General features: G+C 42.5%; 14 protein-coding genes and 1 pseudogene. 2 read left to right on the top strand and 13 right to left on the bottom strand.

Annotated elements, in window-relative coordinates; translation table 11 throughout:
• Nucleotides 1–5 precede the first annotated feature (5 nt).
• Nucleotides 6–2,225, top strand: a complete 2,220-nt coding sequence (locus RMX69_RS02680) for an ATP-binding protein (protein ID WP_289795192.1) — start codon at nucleotides 6–8, stop codon at nucleotides 2,223–2,225.
• 207 nt (nucleotides 2,226–2,432) lie between these two features.
• Here RMX69_RS02680 and RMX69_RS02675 read toward each other — a convergent pair whose 3' ends face one another.
• From RMX69_RS02675 to RMX69_RS02660, 4 genes and pseudogenes are all read right to left on the bottom strand, one after another.
• On the bottom strand, nucleotides 2,433–2,879 hold the full coding sequence (locus RMX69_RS02675; protein WP_289795191.1) for a GNAT family N-acetyltransferase: 447 nt from the start codon (nucleotides 2,877–2,879) through the stop codon (nucleotides 2,433–2,435).
• Between the two features lie 193 nt (nucleotides 2,880–3,072).
• Nucleotides 3,073–6,087, bottom strand: coding sequence for an L-glutamate gamma-semialdehyde dehydrogenase (pruA, locus tag RMX69_RS02670; protein ID WP_322636450.1), 3,015 nt, complete (start codon nucleotides 6,085–6,087; stop codon nucleotides 3,073–3,075).
• Between the two features lie 348 nt (nucleotides 6,088–6,435).
• Nucleotides 6,436–7,806, bottom strand: a complete 1,371-nt coding sequence (locus RMX69_RS02665; protein ID WP_289795189.1) for a protein kinase domain-containing protein — start codon at nucleotides 7,804–7,806, stop codon at nucleotides 6,436–6,438.
• Nucleotides 7,807–7,857: 51 nt separating this feature from the next.
• Nucleotides 7,858–8,082: pseudogene (locus RMX69_RS02660) on the bottom strand (GUN4 domain-containing protein); the annotation flags it as partial.
• A gap of 47 nt (nucleotides 8,083–8,129) precedes the next feature.
• Between RMX69_RS02660 and RMX69_RS02655 the strand changes: the two are divergent.
• Entirely contained in the window at nucleotides 8,130–8,780 is a 651-nt protein-coding gene (locus RMX69_RS02655) for a hypothetical protein (RefSeq protein WP_289795188.1), read from the top strand.
• 147 nt (nucleotides 8,781–8,927) lie between these two features.
• On the opposite strand, the gene RMX69_RS02650 is transcribed toward RMX69_RS02655, so the two are convergent.
• The 9 genes from RMX69_RS02650 to hpnH all read right to left on the bottom strand — a co-directional run bounded on the left by RMX69_RS02650 (nucleotide 8,928) and on the right by hpnH (nucleotide 16,626).
• Complete coding sequence (locus RMX69_RS02650) at nucleotides 8,928–9,656, bottom strand: HEAT repeat domain-containing protein (RefSeq protein WP_322636449.1); 729 nt, start codon at nucleotides 9,654–9,656, stop codon at nucleotides 8,928–8,930.
• Nucleotides 9,657–9,826: 170 nt separating this feature from the next.
• Nucleotides 9,827–10,672 (bottom strand): HEAT repeat domain-containing protein, encoded by an 846-nt coding sequence (locus RMX69_RS02645; RefSeq protein ID WP_289795186.1) that lies wholly within the window; start codon nucleotides 10,670–10,672, stop codon nucleotides 9,827–9,829.
• Nucleotides 10,672–10,929, bottom strand: coding sequence for a phycobilisome linker polypeptide (locus RMX69_RS02640; protein ID WP_409878079.1), 258 nt, complete (start codon nucleotides 10,927–10,929; stop codon nucleotides 10,672–10,674). Before RMX69_RS02640 ends, RMX69_RS02645 begins: the two co-directional genes overlap by 1 nt.
• Before the next feature lie 83 nt (nucleotides 10,930–11,012).
• Nucleotides 11,013–11,882, bottom strand: a complete 870-nt coding sequence (locus RMX69_RS02635) for a phycobilisome linker polypeptide (RefSeq protein ID WP_289795185.1) — start codon at nucleotides 11,880–11,882, stop codon at nucleotides 11,013–11,015.
• 174 nt (nucleotides 11,883–12,056) lie between these two features.
• A complete protein-coding gene (locus RMX69_RS02630) occupies nucleotides 12,057–12,869 on the bottom strand; it encodes a phycobilisome linker polypeptide (protein ID WP_289795184.1) in 813 nt (270 codons plus the stop codon).
• 690 nt (nucleotides 12,870–13,559) lie between these two features.
• Nucleotides 13,560–14,051: a phycocyanin subunit alpha gene (cpcA, locus tag RMX69_RS02625; RefSeq protein WP_012411562.1), complete on the bottom strand. Its 492-nt coding sequence runs from the start codon at nucleotides 14,049–14,051 to the stop codon at nucleotides 13,560–13,562.
• A gap of 92 nt (nucleotides 14,052–14,143) precedes the next feature.
• Nucleotides 14,144–14,665: a phycocyanin subunit beta gene (locus tag RMX69_RS02620; RefSeq protein ID WP_289795183.1), complete on the bottom strand. Its 522-nt coding sequence runs from the start codon at nucleotides 14,663–14,665 to the stop codon at nucleotides 14,144–14,146.
• Between the two features lie 430 nt (nucleotides 14,666–15,095).
• A complete protein-coding gene (locus tag RMX69_RS02615; RefSeq protein ID WP_322636443.1) occupies nucleotides 15,096–15,434 on the bottom strand; it encodes a hypothetical protein in 339 nt (112 codons plus the stop codon).
• A gap of 172 nt (nucleotides 15,435–15,606) precedes the next feature.
• Nucleotides 15,607–16,626, bottom strand: a complete 1,020-nt coding sequence (hpnH, locus tag RMX69_RS02610) for an adenosyl-hopene transferase HpnH (protein ID WP_289795181.1) — start codon at nucleotides 16,624–16,626, stop codon at nucleotides 15,607–15,609.
• Nucleotides 16,627–16,665 lie beyond the last annotated feature (39 nt).

Genomic DNA, 16,665 nt, shown 5'->3' with positions numbered 1-16,665 from the left:
AACTAATGCAGGTGGTGTCAGCTAGAGATATTACAGAGCAGAACCAGGCCCAAGAGGCTTTACGAATCAGAGAAAATAGTCGGCGAAAACAAAGCCAGACGCTGGTGCAACTGGCAAGAAGCAAGACATTTCAGCAAGGTAATCTCAATGCCGTATTGAGGGAAATCACTGAAACAGCTGCTCAGACGCTGTTAGTAGAGCGAGTTGGGGTATGGTTATATAATGAAGAGCGTTCAAAAATTGAATGCATTAATTTATATGATGTTAAGACTAAGGAGCATACCTTTGGTAACTCACTTTTAAAAACAGATTTTCCTGCTTATTTCCAGGCTTTAGAAGAGGAACGTACTATTGCCGCAGATGATGCCAGAAACGATCCCAGAACCCAAGAATTATCCGAGTCTTATCTTTCAGTGTTGGGGATCACATCTATACTAGACGCACCAATTTGGCTAGAGGGTCATTTGGTAGGCGTAGTGTGTCACGAACACATAGGCGAAGGTCGCCAATGGACTTTAGAAGAAGAGAGTTTTGCTGGCTCAATTGCAGATTTTGTGACACTGGCTATAGAAGCAAGCGAGCGAAACGTCGTACAGGAAGCACTGCGACAGAGTGAGGCACAATTTCGGGCGATTTTTGAGCGTTCGTCTATCGGTATTGGCCTGATAGATATGAAAGCGCAGATAGTCGATACTAATCTGGCACTGTGCGAGATTTTAGGATATAGCCGAGAAGAGTTATACGGCAAGTGCTTTACAGATTACATTTCCATAGAAAGGGAGGATTTAAAACTTTACAAACAACTGATGTCAGGAATTCGCACAGACTTAAAGAGAACTTCGAGGGACGGTTTACAACCTTCCAACCATCAGAAACAGCTTGTTGAAAGACATCGTATTGAGATAGAAAGACGCTGCCAGCATCAAAATGGTAGCTTAGTTTGGACTCATATCTCTGTTTCTGTTATACCAGGCAGCAATGGTAAACCTGAGTTTTTTCTAGCGATGATTGAGGATATTACTGAACGTAAGCAAACAGAGTTGAAACTACGCGCTTCTCAAGAAGCAGCAGAAGCCGCCAGTCGAGCAAAAACTGAATTTTTAGCAACCATGAGTCATGAGTTGCGGACACCTCTCAATGCGATTATGGGTTTATCACAGTTATTGCAACAAGAAATAGTTGGCTCTTTGAATGAAAAGCAGAACGAATATGTAAGTTGTATATACAGTAGTGGTGAACATCTGCTGGCAGTGATTAACGATATCCTTGACTTATCTAAGGTAGAAGCAGGTAAAGAGGAGCTGTTACTATCATCTTTATCAGTGGCAGATATATGTAATTATGCCATCTGGACAGTGCGCGATCGCGCCTCAGAAAAGGGATTGCAACTCACACATGAAATTGACCAAGAAGCTGATATTTGTATTGCTGATGAGCGCCGCATCAAGCAAATGCTACTCAACTTGCTGACCAATGCGATTAAATTTACCCCAGCAGGTGAAGTATCGCTGGTAGTCAAAAAAGTGCCACAAGGGATAACGTTTACAGTTTCAGATACTGGCATTGGTATAGATTCAAGCCAGTTTCAATTTCTATTTGAACCGTTTAAACAGCTTGACAGCCGGTTAAATCGGCAGTATGAAGGCACTGGTTTGGGTTTAGCCTTGACGCGGAAATTAGCGCGTTTACATGGTGGAGATGTTACCGTGACATCAACTTTAGGAAAGGGCAGTCAATTCACTCTGTTTCTACCAAATTTAGAGCATCCGGGAAATGGGGAAAATGAGACAAATGAGATAGATAAGATAGATGAGACAGAAGAAGAAGCAAATTTTACTTCTTCAGTCATCCCCACAAATAAAACTATTTTGCTTGTAGAAGAAGAGGAAAACACAGCAACAGTGTTGCAAGATTATCTCCACACAATTGGCTACCAAGTCATGTGGATAGATAATAGTAACGACTTTTTGAAACAGGTACAAAGCTTCCAACCAGATTTAGTTTTTTTTGATTTGCAGTTAGTAAAAAAAGATGTTCATATCTGTAATTTGCTGAAAATCCTTAGAAAAGAGCCTTATCGGGAACATTTACCGATTGTAATGACGACCTTTAGCGAACCTTTAGAGGAGGAAATTGCCATGTTGCCAGGTAGCGCTAATGACTACCTTGTTAAGCCAATTCGCATAGTCCAGTTAGAGTCTATTTTGATAAGATATTTTAGCTAATTGCTCATAAAAATGCATTTTTGTATAAACATTTCTGTGAAAAAATATACTATAGCAGTCCTAAATCATTTGTGAAAATTATATATCTCTTTCTTCTTTCTTCCCTTTGCGCCCTTCTCTGAGGAGACGCTGCGCGAAAGCGTACTTTACGGTTCGTTTTCTTATTTATAATTTTTCACGAATCAAATAGGATTGCTATATATAACTTTACTTTAGCTGTGAAAACCTTTTTCTCATTTTCACATGGAGAATACTAGCTTCTTCAAATATTTCTCCTTCTTCTATAAAATCCAGTTTCTTGTATAAATCTTTCACATATTCTTGAGCATGAATCACTACTTCTAGAATATTTTGGTTAGCTATCATCTGTAGGGCATTTTCCATAATTTTCTTACCAATACCTTGCCCTCTAACTGTCGATAAAACAGCTAACCTTTCTATTTTGGCAGTTTTATCATCTAAATATCTGATTCTAGCAGTCCCCACAACTTCCATATTTAAATAAGCAATTAGATGATCGGATATTTCATCTTTGCCATCAAACTCTAAAGCTGGATCTACCCCTTGTTCTTCTTGAAAAACTGATTTTCTAATTGCTTGAATTGCCGGAAAATCTTTAGGTAATTCAGCAACTTTTATAACTAAATTACTCATTAAACTCTCTTTGATGTTAATACCTATTGTAGTTTAATGTGAGTTTGATGCACCTCTCCCTGCTTTGAACGAAAGTGCAAGCCTGTCCCTCTCGTAGTCGGAGAGGGAGGGTTTTACGCAGTAAAATCAGGGAGAGGTGTTTTGATTGTGCAAATTAGACCGATACTATATGAGCCGTGGAATTCACGTTAGTTTAATCTGCACCTTCAATTGGTGCAAAACCTTGACGTTGGATATTTTCTGTAACCGCGCGTGGTTCTAAAAATTGCAGTAAGTAATCAGGGCCGCCTGCTTTAGAACCTACTCCAGAAAGTTTGAATCCACCAAAGGGTTGCCGTCCAACGATCGCTCCGGTAATATTGCGGTTTATATACAAATTACCGACTTCAAATTCTGTCTGCGCTTGCTGAATGTGCGAAGGCGTTCTAGAATAAAGTCCGCCAGTTAAGGCGAAGTTTGTACCGTTGGCGACTGCTAAAGCTTCCTGAAAATCTTTCACCCGAATCACCGCCAGCACAGGGCCAAAAATTTCTTGCTGGGAAATTACCGCATTTGGCGATACTTCACTAAAGATGACTGGCCCGATAAAATATCCTTGTTCTGGTGCTGGTAATTCTAAGGCTAATTGTGATTCTGCCTTACCCTTCTCAATATACTCGCGGATGCGATCGCGGGCATTAGCATCAATTACTGGCCCAACTTGTGTACTTGGTAACTCTGCTTCTCCAATATTTAAGGATTTCGTTGCTTCCACCAACCGCTGCACAAAGGCATCATAAATCGGTTGCAGTACAATCACCCTAGAAGCAGCAGAACATTTTTGGCCGCTGTAACCAAATGCCGACTGTACTACCCCCACAACAGCTTGGTCTAAATCAGCACTTTCATCGACGATAATTGCATTCTTGCCGCCCATTTCTGCAATCACCCGCTTCATGTGCTTTTGTCCAGGTTTCAATGTTGCTGCTTCTGCGTAAATTCGACAGCCCACTTCTTGGGAACCTGTAAAAGCAATCACATGAGTATCTGGATGATTTACCAAATAAGCCCCAACTTGCGAACCCTTGCCAGGTACGTATTGAAATACACCTTTGGGAAAACCAGCGTCTACCAAGATTTCTGTGAGTTTTGCTGCAATTACAGAAGATGTTTCCGCAGGTTTGAGGAGAGTACAATTGCCCGAAACTAAAGCTGCAACTGTCATTCCACAAGCGATCGCTAGCGGAAAATTCCAGGGAGAAATCACTACAGCAATTCCCCGTGGCTGGTAAATATAACGATTAGTTTCGCCAGGTATGTCGTAATTCACACCTTTATCTAACCGTTCAATCTCATCAGCGTAGTAACGACAAAAGTCTATCGCTTCCGAAACCTCTCCATCGGCTTCCTTAACTGGTTTCCCAACTTCCAAAACTATCCAAGCTGAAAGTTCAGCGCGGCGGAGTTCCATCAAATCACCCGCTTTCCGCAAAATATCAGCGCGTTGTTTAGCTGGTGTTTTCTTCCACCCTGGAAACGCCGCTTTCGCAGCTTGCATCGCCTGTTCCGCTTGTTCGACGCTAATCAACCCAACTTTACCAATTACCTCACTGAACTTAGAAGGATTGAGAGAATCAACAAATTCCGGCGTGTTAACATACTCGCCATTAATCAGTGGTAAATAAGTTTTACCCAACTGTTGACGAACGTTTTGGAAAGCTTGCGCCGCCTTGGCTCTCACCTCTTCCTGGGCGTAATCGGTATCAGCAGCACCGAGGAAATGAGAGTCAGGAGTTAGGAGTGAAGAGCGATGCCCTGAGCCTGCCGAAGGGTTAGGAGTTAAAGATTTTTCTTCTTTGAGAATTGGCGGTGCTAATAATTCCTCAATTGGTCGATTTTCGAGATTTTGGCGTAAAAAAGAACTATTCGCGGTATTTTCCAACAATCGGCGAATTAAATACGCCATTCCAGGCAATAATTCACCGTAGGGACAGTAAACTCTAACTCGATAACCCTTGTCAACCAAAGCTTTTGCAACTTTATCACCCATACCGTAGAGGACTTGTAATTCAAAGCGACGGCGGGGGACATTTAAACTTTCAGCTATGGCAATGGCGCGAGAGTGCGATCGCACATTATGGCTACCAATGGCAGAATAGACATATTGATGATTTTCTAACAACAACTGAGTGATGGTTTCAAAGTTAGCATCAGTTGCGGCTTTATCGTTGTAAACTGGCTGTTTCCAATGCTTTTGGGCTGCTTTAATGGTTTCTTGATCCCAATATGCGCCTTTCACCAAGCGGATTGTCAGAGGATAACCGCGCTGTTTCAACCAGGAAATTAGGTCTTCGGTATCTTGTTCGCTATCACGCAGATATGCTTGAATTGTCATGCCAATATCTGTGCGTTGCCGAAACTCATCTTCTAGTAACAGTTTTTTCAGAATGCTGAGAGTTATGTCCTTATAGGCATACTGTTCCATATCAAAATGCACAGCTGCACCCAACTCTTTAGCACGACGTAAGAGAATCCGAATGCGATCGCTAACTCGCTCCTCACTACCTTTAGCATCTAATGGATCAAATTGGGAATAAAAGGCCGTTAATTTCACAGAAACCTGAACTTTTGGTATCGGTTCGCCATCAGCCTCATCAATCGCCGGAATAACTGCCCAATTCTTCGATGCTTCCACCAATTGTTGCATTAATTCTAGATAGCGTTCTAGATAAGACTGCGCTTCGGTTTCAGTAATTACGGCTTCACCAAGTAAGTCGATGGTGAAAGCCATTTTTTCTTTTCGCAGTCGCTCAACTGTTTTGATGACTTGTTTAATATTTTCCCCAGAAATATATTTATGGGCAAGAGTCTCAACCGCTGTACCAACGGTTGTCGCAGCAACTTGTCCTGGCATAGAATCAGGGTTAGCAAAGTTTAGCATTCCCTTCAAAGCTGCCGGTAATTCTACAGATTCATCGCCTAAATATTCTTGTAAATGTGAGGCAATTTCTGATTTACTGTGCAAAGCAGGTAGCGTATCTATAAAGCGAAATAGCTGCACCCGCAATCCAGGGTTACTCATTGCCCAAGCTAGTAATTTATCATCCCAACGCATTTGATCCCGCAGGGAAGAAAAAAACGAACGATTTTCCTGCGTTGCTGCGAGAAGTTGTTTAGCAATTTCTTGGGTTTTAGCTTCGTAGGTGCTTGTTTGTACTTGTAATACCACTGATAATAACTCCGTTAATCAAGGCAAGGCTTTTTGTCGAAAGCTTGTGTCTTCTATTTTGACGCTTTCATTTAACTGTCACCATGATGCGGAATTCGTAATTCCTATACCGTAAGGATTTGATTGATTTTGAATGATAAGCTAAACCACATCTAGTTTACATATCTAAAATTTATATAACTCTTGTGGGGTGGGCATCTTGCCCGCCGTAATTATGCAATTTAAATGTGGAACAGCTTATAGTTACGCCGTGCATTCTAGGGACTTGCAATTAAAAAATATTCCATTGTAGGGGTGCAAGACCCTACGACAGAGGTGGATTAAATAGATAATAAAATGCTGTAAACTCTACCATGACAACGCACTTAACAATGCCCGCTTAAATTCAGCTGCACTCTTAAAGTGAATTTCTGGCTTATCAACCAACGCCAAATCAATCACCTGCGCTAGGGGTTGCATAATTGTTGCATCTCGTTGGCGAATTGGTATGGGATTATTCTGTAAAACTGCCAGAAAGGGATCGCCTGTGAAGTTGCGGGGGAAACAACCTGTTAGCATATTGTAGAGACAAGCCGCAACTGCCCAAATATCTACCTCCGGTTGGGCATATTTAAAGTTAAGCACCTGCTGTCGCGGCATGAAAACGGGAGTACCAGCTTGAGTACCAGTCAAAGTTTGACCACTTAAACCAGCTAAGTCAAAGGCCTTAGATAAGCCGTAATCACCGATTTTAGCCACCAGTTTTCCATCAATCTTAGTCAGGAAGATATTACTCGGTTTGAGGTCGCGGTGAACTATACCTTTACCTTTGCCAAACTTACCATCAGCCAGTTTGACATAAGGAAGTTCAACATTGTGGGCATATTCTAAAGCGTCTAAAATTTGCAGAATAATTGGTACTGCAATCTCAACAGACAATCGCCCACCCAGTTGTTGCATGAAATCCCATACAGTACCGCCCTCACAATATTCCATTGTAAAAAAGAAGATAATTTGCGAGAAGCCACAATCCATCAGTTGCACTACATGAGGATGTTGCAAAGCCTTGGTGTTTTCCGTCTCCCGGAGAAACATCTGCACAGCGAAGTCATTCGCCGCCACTGCTGGTAACATCACCTTTAAGGCTATGAACTTGCCAGACTGATTATGCTGTGCTAAATAAACTTCTCCGAATTCACTAGTGCTGAGAAGTTTGACAAGATTATAACCGCTAATTGCTTTGAGGTTGCGATCGCCACTCTTAGCCAAATTCAGAAAGTATTTGATAATGTCTAAGAAATAAGCTTGTTGTACTGGGTTATTTTTGACAGTAACATCGTCAGGGATGAAGGTTGGTAGATTTACTTCATCTGGATGTATTTCTATACTAACTTTGAAGACAGTGTGACCTAAGTTGATTTCGTCGCCTGTTCGTAAGTCATACTCTGGAAACTGTAATTTTACGGCTTCTTCAGCCGTTTGATTTCGTTGGCGTTGTCCGATGTTTTTACCGTTAATGTAAGTGCCATTTTTACTACCAAAGTCCCGCACCCGAATATCAGGAGGATTAATATCCAGTAGACAGTGATAGCGGGAGATGCCCCGATGATTCTCATCATCTGGTAACTGGGGATTGCAATCTGGACTTCTACCGATTATGCAGCTAGTGCGGCAATCAAAAATATATTGTTGTCCTAATAATTGTCCTTGGATAACGGTAAGGATGATTTTAGCTGGCATCTTAACAATAAAAAATTAATGCCCACGATCATAACTTCCCTGTATCAGATATCACAGTGGTGAACCACTCATATCCCGCAAAGTCTCTGAGATTAAATTCGGTTGAATACTGATTACAAATCTTGATGGGAAAGAAAACACCCACAACTTGGTACGGATGTCTTCACAGGGAAAGTTGTCAATATCTTGAGGACGAAACCAGCCTTCCTTTTCTCTTTTAGGGACTACTAACATAACTCGCATCGCCTCTTCATTTGCTTCTTTCCACTCTCCATCTGCATATACTTGTTTTTTCCAATACTCAGAATGGGTATACTGCCTCTATGCCTACAGAAAACTTTATGGATATTTTATTTTATAACTGGCAACACACACTCCAACCCTTTGGCGTTGACCAGGTAGCGGCTGAAAAAGCCTTTAATCTCTTGGTTGAAGCTTATTCTACCCCTGGTCGCTACTACCATACACTGAAACACATTGATCGCGTCCTCAGCACAATTGAGGTTTTGCAAGGTTACACCAACAACCTAGCTGCTGTTCAACTAGCTGCCTGGTTTCATGATGTAGTGTATGACGCTGAAGCTAAAGATAACGAAGAACGAAGCGCAGACTATGCTTTTGAGTTGCTGAGTAATTTTGGTATTCCAGAAAGTATCATAACTACTGTCACCCGTCTGATTCTGAACACTAAAGACCACCAAGCTGCGGTAAATGACTATGATAGCCAAGTCTTAATTGATGCAGATTTAGCGATTTTGGCTACTAACTCAGTGGATTATGAAGAATATGCCCATGCTATTCGTCAGGAATATGGCTGGGTGGCAGAGGCAGACTATATTACAGGTCGTCAGAAAATTTTAGAAAGATTTTTACAGCGATCGCGTATTTATTTTACGCCTTTAATGTCAGAGTTTGCCGAACCATCTGCTCGTGGCAATATCCAGGCAGAAATTCAGTCTTTATCGCCTGGTTAGTTTTACCAAAACTAAGGTCTTGGGAACCAGGACTCCCCATCGGAGAAGCGAATGCAAGAACTAATAAAACAAGGAGTTCTGAAGGCTATCCCCGATGAATTGGCAGAACCTAACACCATACCGCAAAGGCGGTTGGTGTCTGGTAATTTACCGTCTGCCACCACCACGATGAGGTATTTCAGACACTTCAGTATTTTCTAGCTTTCTTTTCGGTGCAAACATTTCTTGATGTTGTTGCTGTTGAATTTTTTGCTGTGCAAATTCTACGCGGGTACGAACTCCCAAATCGGCATCAGTATCGAGTATTTGCTGAAGTTGATTTGTAATCCGTGACGCTTGCTCTGGTAAAGTGACTGCTATGGCTAGTGCAAGTGTTTCTAAACTCGTCACTGCTGCATAACGCACTATCCACTCTGGATCTTGAGAAATTAGTAATAGCGCCTCTAATACCTGAGTCTGAACAGATTCCACTTTCTCAGCAGGGAGTTGCTGCCAGCGTAAAGTGCCTAATCCCCTAGCAGCTGCCCGCCGCACGCTTAAGGAAAAATCAGTTTTTGCTGCCTCTAACAAGGTATCCAGCGCCCGAACATCGCCAATTCCCGCTAAGGCACGGATAGCCCAAGCTCTAGCACTGTAGTTGTAGTCATCAATTAGTTCCAATAGTGACGGTACTGCGGCTTCTCCGATCGCAATTAGTCCATCTACTGCTGCCACTGCTGCCCCTGGATTGTTGTAGCCTAAAGCTGCAATCAGAGTGGGAACAGATTCCTCTATGCCAGCTGCCGCTAACTCCTGAACTGCGTCTAATAAGCGATCCGAGGAGTCTGCTTCTTCCACAGCACGAATTAATATTTGGGCAAGGTCACTGTTATTCATAATAATTTGCCATCAGTCATTAGGGATCTGCCAATTGTAGCTTAAGTCCTCCGTAGTTGACATCAGGCATAAACCCCCTAGCCCTTATCTCGCAGTTATGTTAGGGGTTTATGCCTGATTAACAGTTAATTTAAGCGTATTAATAACAACTAATGCCTGGGAAATTATAACTACAAAAGCGAGTCCATCAAATTTATCACTTTAATCGCACCATCAGACAAAGTGCTTGTTGCTGTGTGGTTAACTTGATGTTCTAGTAATCCTTTAAGAGAAATTAGCTTTAGACTATTTTCGGCAAGAGTTTCGGCGATCGCATCTGCTGCGGGTAGATAGCCAATTGCTCCCAAGTCTGCTAACACTGCTCGACGCAATTGCAATTTTTCTCCTGCCAGAGCTTTTACTAACCGTTCTCCATAAGCTGGTTCTTGAGTTAATTGATACATAGCTCGTGCGGCAGCATATTGCACCAATTCTATTGGATGCTCTAAAAATGGTTTTACCAAGGGGACGCACTCAGTCGCCCTCAAGGCTCCCAAGGCTTCTAAAATGGCTTCGTAGGGTTGAGATAAATCAGGCTGCTTTGATATCAGCTGCTCTCCTTGCAAACCTACTTGTAATAACTCAATCAGGGCGGGAATGCAAACCGGATCACCCAGCATTTCTAAGGATTGTGCTGCTGCTTCGCGGACATAAAAATCTGAGCAGTCTAAACACGCAATTAAAGGTGAGACTGCCTGGCGATCGCCTAGTTTCCCTAATGCCCTAGCTGCGTTTCTTCGCAGAGGATATCCGCCTTCTGGTGTTCTATCGGCTTCATCCTCTAACGCTTTAATCAATCCTGTAACCGCAGCTGCTTCACAGATCCGAAACCTACCCAACCACCAAGCAGCATAAAATCGCAGACCTAAATCTGCACTCTCAAGATTAGTGATCGCTTGCTCTACTGTTAAAGATTCACCATCGCCAGAGTTACCTGTCGGTGATAAATCTTCAAATTTCTGCGGACTAGAATTCATTATGAAGAAGGAGGATCGCTTTGTTCGCTATCTGTTTGAGGTTCAGCGTTCAATGGCTGAATGCTGACTATTTTGCCACCCAAGCGAGTAATCCGCTGCATTTCTTGATTCATCCGGTTCTCAGGTACTGTGAAAAACACAGTTGCACTAGAACGAATGGGATAGTTGGTTTTTTCAGTTTCTTCGCTTTGGCGCAGACCTACTACTTCATACCGAAAGTAGCGACTACTCGTTCTACTACTAATTGACCCAACCATAAAATTAATTCCCAATTTTAAATTGTCATTAGTCTTTTGCCTTTAATAATGACTAATGACTAATGACTATTGACAAATTGACACTAAAGGGGTTTCACACTAGCTATTTTACCACCTTGTTTTACCACTCTCTGGAAGTAACTAGATAGTTCTTCATAAGGTATAACCACGGCTTGATTGACGCGGCGTGTGCTAGGATAACCAGCTCCAAAAACACCTGCTACTTCAATGCGGTACAGTCTGCCTTCTTTACCAAAGGTTCCTGCACCACCAAAAGTACTGTTGGGGGTAACGCCTTTTTCAGAAGCAACGTATGAAAAGCCTGAGGAAGCACCAGAGGGAGGAACAACAACGGATGCGCTATTGCGACCTAGTTCGCTAGCAAGGCGAGAGGATTTGCCTTTGAGTTGGGAGGTATCGCTACTGGCATAGCCGCGATAAAGTTGGAATATCCGGCTAAATCCGACAGTTTTCTGTCCTGTTTGGGTATTAAAGCCACGATAGTAAGGCACTATATTTTCACCAAAGCTAGATTGATACTCTGGCGAATCAATATAAGAATCAATATCGGCTTCATATCCCTTGGTTTGATACAAGTCTAAGTGATAGACGACATCAGACTCATCATAAGGGGCACGACCCAACAAATGTTTGTAGTTTAGTTCAATGACGCGAGTTTGGAAGTTGTCGTAGAAAAATTTGGTTTTGTACAATTCTGATTTAGCTAATTGACGCACAAACTCTTGGACTGTACTTTTGCCATCGCGCAGAATAGATTCAGCACTTGTCAGGCGGTCAGATGCCAAGATGTAGTTGTTGCCCAACACCTGACGATAGACGGCAGAAATTACTCTTTCAATGTCTTCTTTGGTTGCATTTGGACGCAATTCCACAGGAGACTGATCGCTAAAAGGTTCTGTTCCCAAACGGGAAGCTGCTGTTGTAATAGCCATTGGTAATTTTCCTTTTGTAATTAGTAGTTGGAAAAATTAGGAGTTAGGAGTGTAAGAGTTAGGAGTTAAGGGTAGGGATATAGTTAGGAATTTAAAACTCATAACTTCTAACTCCTCACTCCTCACTTCTAACTCCTCACTCCTAACTCCTCCCTTAATTCCCCAATTCCCTATTTATACGGCTGTAATGCTAATAACCTTACTGCCCTTGCGATTCAACTGCTGCAATTTACTAGAAAGTTGCTCGTAGGATACGATCAATTCCGCAGTACCGCGCCTTACTACAGTTGAGTTTGGGGAAGCAGCTTGTAGCACTCTGATCCGGTATGTTTCGCCGCGTTCGCCTCGAGAAAGACCTGCTAAGGCTCCAGCAGAGACTGGGTAAATGGGTGAAGCTAGATTTTTAGCCACTTCCCAAGTTAGCCGTCCTTGTTTTTGTCCTTGAGCGCGATCGCTATTGGCATAACCACGATACAGTTGAAACAGTCGGCTATAGCCAACATTTTTCTGTCCTACTTGACTTTTAAAGCCTTTATAGTAGGGGACAATATTTTCGCCAAAACTCTCTTGATATTCTAATGAGTCAATGTAGGAATTAATCTCAGCTTCGTAACCTTGTGAGTTGTAAAGCTCAACATGATACGAAATCTCTGACTCATCTTCTGGGGCACGCCCCAATAAATGCTTATAATTCAACTCGATAAACCGAGTTTGGGAGTTGGAGTGGAAAAACTTATCCCGATAGAGTTCTGATTGAGCAATGGCTAGCACAAATCCCCTAACGGTGATTGCACCTTGCTGCAACAGTGATTCTGCACTCTCTAGACGATCTCCTTCTAGTAGATATGCGTTACCTAAAACCTGACGGTAAGCCGCCCGGATAACCACTGCTACATCGGCTTCTGTTCTATCAGGGCGTAGTTCTACTGGTGCTGAATTTTCAAACGCTCCAATCCCTAATCTTGCTGCTTGTCCCAAAGCTGCCATCTTTAAAACCTCCTCAGTTTTAACTGCAAAACTGAAAACTTTTTAGAAAATTTTTTCTAGTCTTTTAACAGTCTTTTTGAAATTGACACTCACCTTACCTAAAGTAAGGCGATTTTTAAGACATAGCTGCCTTAACATCCTGTTTCCACAGGTTCCCAGGCTCACCCTATCGGTTTGGCAGTCTCTCATGGGGGAGAAACCTCTAGAAGTTCTCTCTCTGCCAGAGACTACGCATATCTTGCTTCCTCATAGGGGACTGCGCTAGCGTCTTTCCTTCCCTATGGGACGCTCCGCGAACACGTAGCGTCTCATAAGAGAAGGGAGAAGATTGCGCTCGCTGCCTCACCACATCTGCCACAAGGGCGTAGTGATATCTCCTTAAGTTATTTCGGGCGTATACTTTCCCCCAGTCTGAGGGTAGGTTTTTAAATCTTGTACTGACAAAAATATTGTGCCAATTGACGGTAGCTTAAAAGAGGCACTGGGTTGTTAACTTTCCCAAAGTTGTAGCAAATACCGTGCTACTTCGGCAGCTTTCATCCCTGTTCTAAAGCAAAAAATACAGAACTATGTTCCTCTTTCTCCAGGGTTTTCAGCTAGCTTTTCTTAAAAAACTGCCCGGAGAGGTAAACAACTCATAGAACTCACTTGTCATAAGAGCTGATTTCCTCTCCGGGCTAAAGAAACACTCTAGCTTAGAGTATTGATTACGTAGTCGATGTAGGAATTTGCTTCAACAGCTGGATCGCCGCTGAGTCCGTGGTTAGCTTTGATGTACTTGAGAGCTTCAATGTACCAGCTAGGAGACAGATCAAAAGTCCGGTTGATTTCAGCCAAACCAGAAATCAAGAAATCATCCAAGGGACCTGTGCCACCAACAACTAAAGCGTATGTGATAATCCGCAAGTAGTAGCCGACATCACGTACACACTTGCCTTTACCGCGCGCATCAGACGCGAAGTTAGGGCCTTGTTGTTGAGTGGTGTAAGGGAACTTGTTATATACTGCTTGAGCAGCACCTTCGGTCAAGCGTTGAGCATTAGCGCTCAATGCTTTTGCTGCTTGTAAGCTAGCAGGAGCTTGGCGGAAGCGACCAAAAGCAACTTGAATTTCGGTGCTGCTGAGGTAGCGTCCTTGAGAATCAGCCGATGCGATTGCTTCAGTTAGAGGTGTTTTTGTCATTTTTGGTATTTCCCTTTTACAAACGTTATGGTTGAAATTTTGTTTTGTCCTATGGACAATTATTTAGTCAACATCAGCAATGCAAGCTTTGCTTAAGCTACAGCAGCAGCAGCACGATCGAAATAGCTAGCTATTTCAGATGCCAAAGCACTGCAATCGCCTCTGGTGATATTGTTTGTATCGTTGACAATTGCCAAAGAAGCTTGTTTCAGCTTTTGAATACCAACAGCAACTGAAGCTCCTGGAGTTCCCAATGCCAAGTAGGTTTCCCGCAATCCATTGAGGGCACGATCATCTAGCACGCTGGAATCGCCAGCAAAGATAGCGTAGGTGATATAGCGAAGAATGATGTCCAAGTCTCTGATACAAGCAGCTGCACGACGGCTGGTGTAAGCATTACCACCGGGAGTGATCAATTGGGGTTGTTCTGCCCACAAATCACGAGCCGCAGCAGCAACAAGAGCTGACGCATTGCTGGTAATACGGTTAACAGCATCTGCACGCTTGTTACCATCTTTGACTAGTTCGCTCAATGCATCCAATTGTGCATCGGAGAGATATTCGCCGCGTGTATCAGCTTGGGAAACTACTTTTGCAAATGCATCTAAAACCATTGCGTTAAATCTCCTAATTTGCTTGGTTAAGAATAATTGGACTCAAAACTGAATGGTTCAGTTAGATTTTTGATGTCAGCACTGCCTGACGAGTTACGAAAGGTTTAAAACAGACACCCAAGAAATAAGTTTACGATCTCCAGGCTTTCAGATTAAAACTTTTGTTAAAAAACTTCAAACTTCTATGAACGACTGGAAAACCTGATTAAGATGTTGTTTTTTACTTCCAAGTTCTCTTTATACAATGCTGCCGTATCATAATTTATTACAAATTATTATTATGTTTGTGAAAATTATTTACATAACTTCATATTTTGGACTCGATTTTAGTTTATGAGCCGAGCGCTGCTCTTGTGGAAGGACAATAGGTGTTGTAGTTACTGTCACTTTGTAGCTATGTCTTATATGTCTTATGTAAAATTACTCGAATTTATTGTTGAGAAAGTCGATTATGTGTATCGTGAGCAGCACGAGCTTCAAGCTGGCGACGACGCCCAACTTCACGACTTGGTTCGTCTGTACCCGCTTGAGAAACTGCTAGTGTTAACTTCACTAATTTCTGAAATTGTGTAGTTCGGCTAGAGAGCCAAGCTTCCTCTTGCCAACGAGTATCAGCAATTGTGATTTGCCGATGAGCTAGTTTTTCACTAGGAAGGTTCGCGAGTTCATGTAGTGGATATGACGATGTACCACTGATACTAAGTAGGCGTTGACCAGTGCCACGAATCTCATAATACATTTGCAGGTCACGACCAGATACAAATGGCATGAGTATTTTTCCTGATGAATTTCGGCGAATTTGGCTGAGGGAGCGATCGCAATATCTCTAAATAAGCATCCTTTTTTAACTATCGTATGTTGTTAGACATAGTTCCAGTGCAATCAGAATCCTTAAAGGGTGCATAAGCGTCGCACCCTTGATATGTAGTATTTACTACTTCTTAATTCCTACCAAACACACTGCCAAGGGCACGCGCCATATTTTGCGGCTGCATTGCATCCATTGCGGCGGTTGGTTCGTAGCCACAATGAACCATACAATCGGCACACTTAGGATTACCACTCTTCTGGCCGTATTGACTCCAGTCAGTTTGTGCGAGTAATTCCTTAAAGGTAGAGTAATAACCTTCGTTCAGTAGATAGCAAGGTTTTTGCCAACCGAGAACGCTATAACTAGGGCTACCCCAAGGTGTGCATTCGTAGTCCTTCTCACCAGTGAGAAAATCTAGGAATAACGGATTGTGATTGAAGTTCCAGTTTTTTTCACCACTTTTGTAAGGAGCCAAAATTTCGCGGAAGAGGGCGCGGGTTTGTTCGCGGTGGAGAAAATGATCTTGATCTGGTGCCCACTCGTAACTGTAGCCGGGAGAAATCATCATCCCGTCAGTATTTAGTGTTTCCAGAAAGTTAAAGAACTCTTGCATATCTTTAGGTTCAGTACCTTCAAAGATAGTGGTGTTAGTGGTGACACGAAAGCCTTGAGCTTTAGCGGCGCGAATGGCTTTAACAGCAATATCAAAAACACCTTTACGATCGACGCATTGATCGTGTAATTCCCGCATTCCATCTAAATGCACGCTGAAAGTTAGATAAGGGGAAGGTTGAAATTTATCTAGGCTTTTTTCTAATAACAAACCATTGGTACACAAGTAAATATATTTCTTGCGCTCAATTAATCCCTGGACGATCTCATCAATCTGGGGGTGCAATAGAGGTTCTCCCCCAGGAATTGAGACAACTGGTGCGCCACACTCTTCCACAGCAGCAAAACACTGTTCTGGGGTGAGATTTTGCTTTAATATTTCCTTTGGGTGTTGGATCTTACCACAACCAGTACAAGCGAGATTACACCGAAAAAGAGGTTCCAACATCAACACTAAGGGGAAGCGTTTGCGTCCTTTCAAACGCTGTGTAACAAGATACTTCCCAATATCCATAGCTTGTTGTAGATTCACTGCCATTGTTGCGATCGCTCCTCTTTTAAAGATAAATGCACCACT

Source organism: Nostoc sp. EspVER01, from assembly GCF_034530635.1.
Lineage (GTDB): Bacteria > Cyanobacteriota > Cyanobacteriia > Cyanobacteriales > Nostocaceae > Nostoc.
Note: the sequence above shows the minus strand (reverse complement) of the source record. Positions and strands in the feature narration are given on the sequence as shown.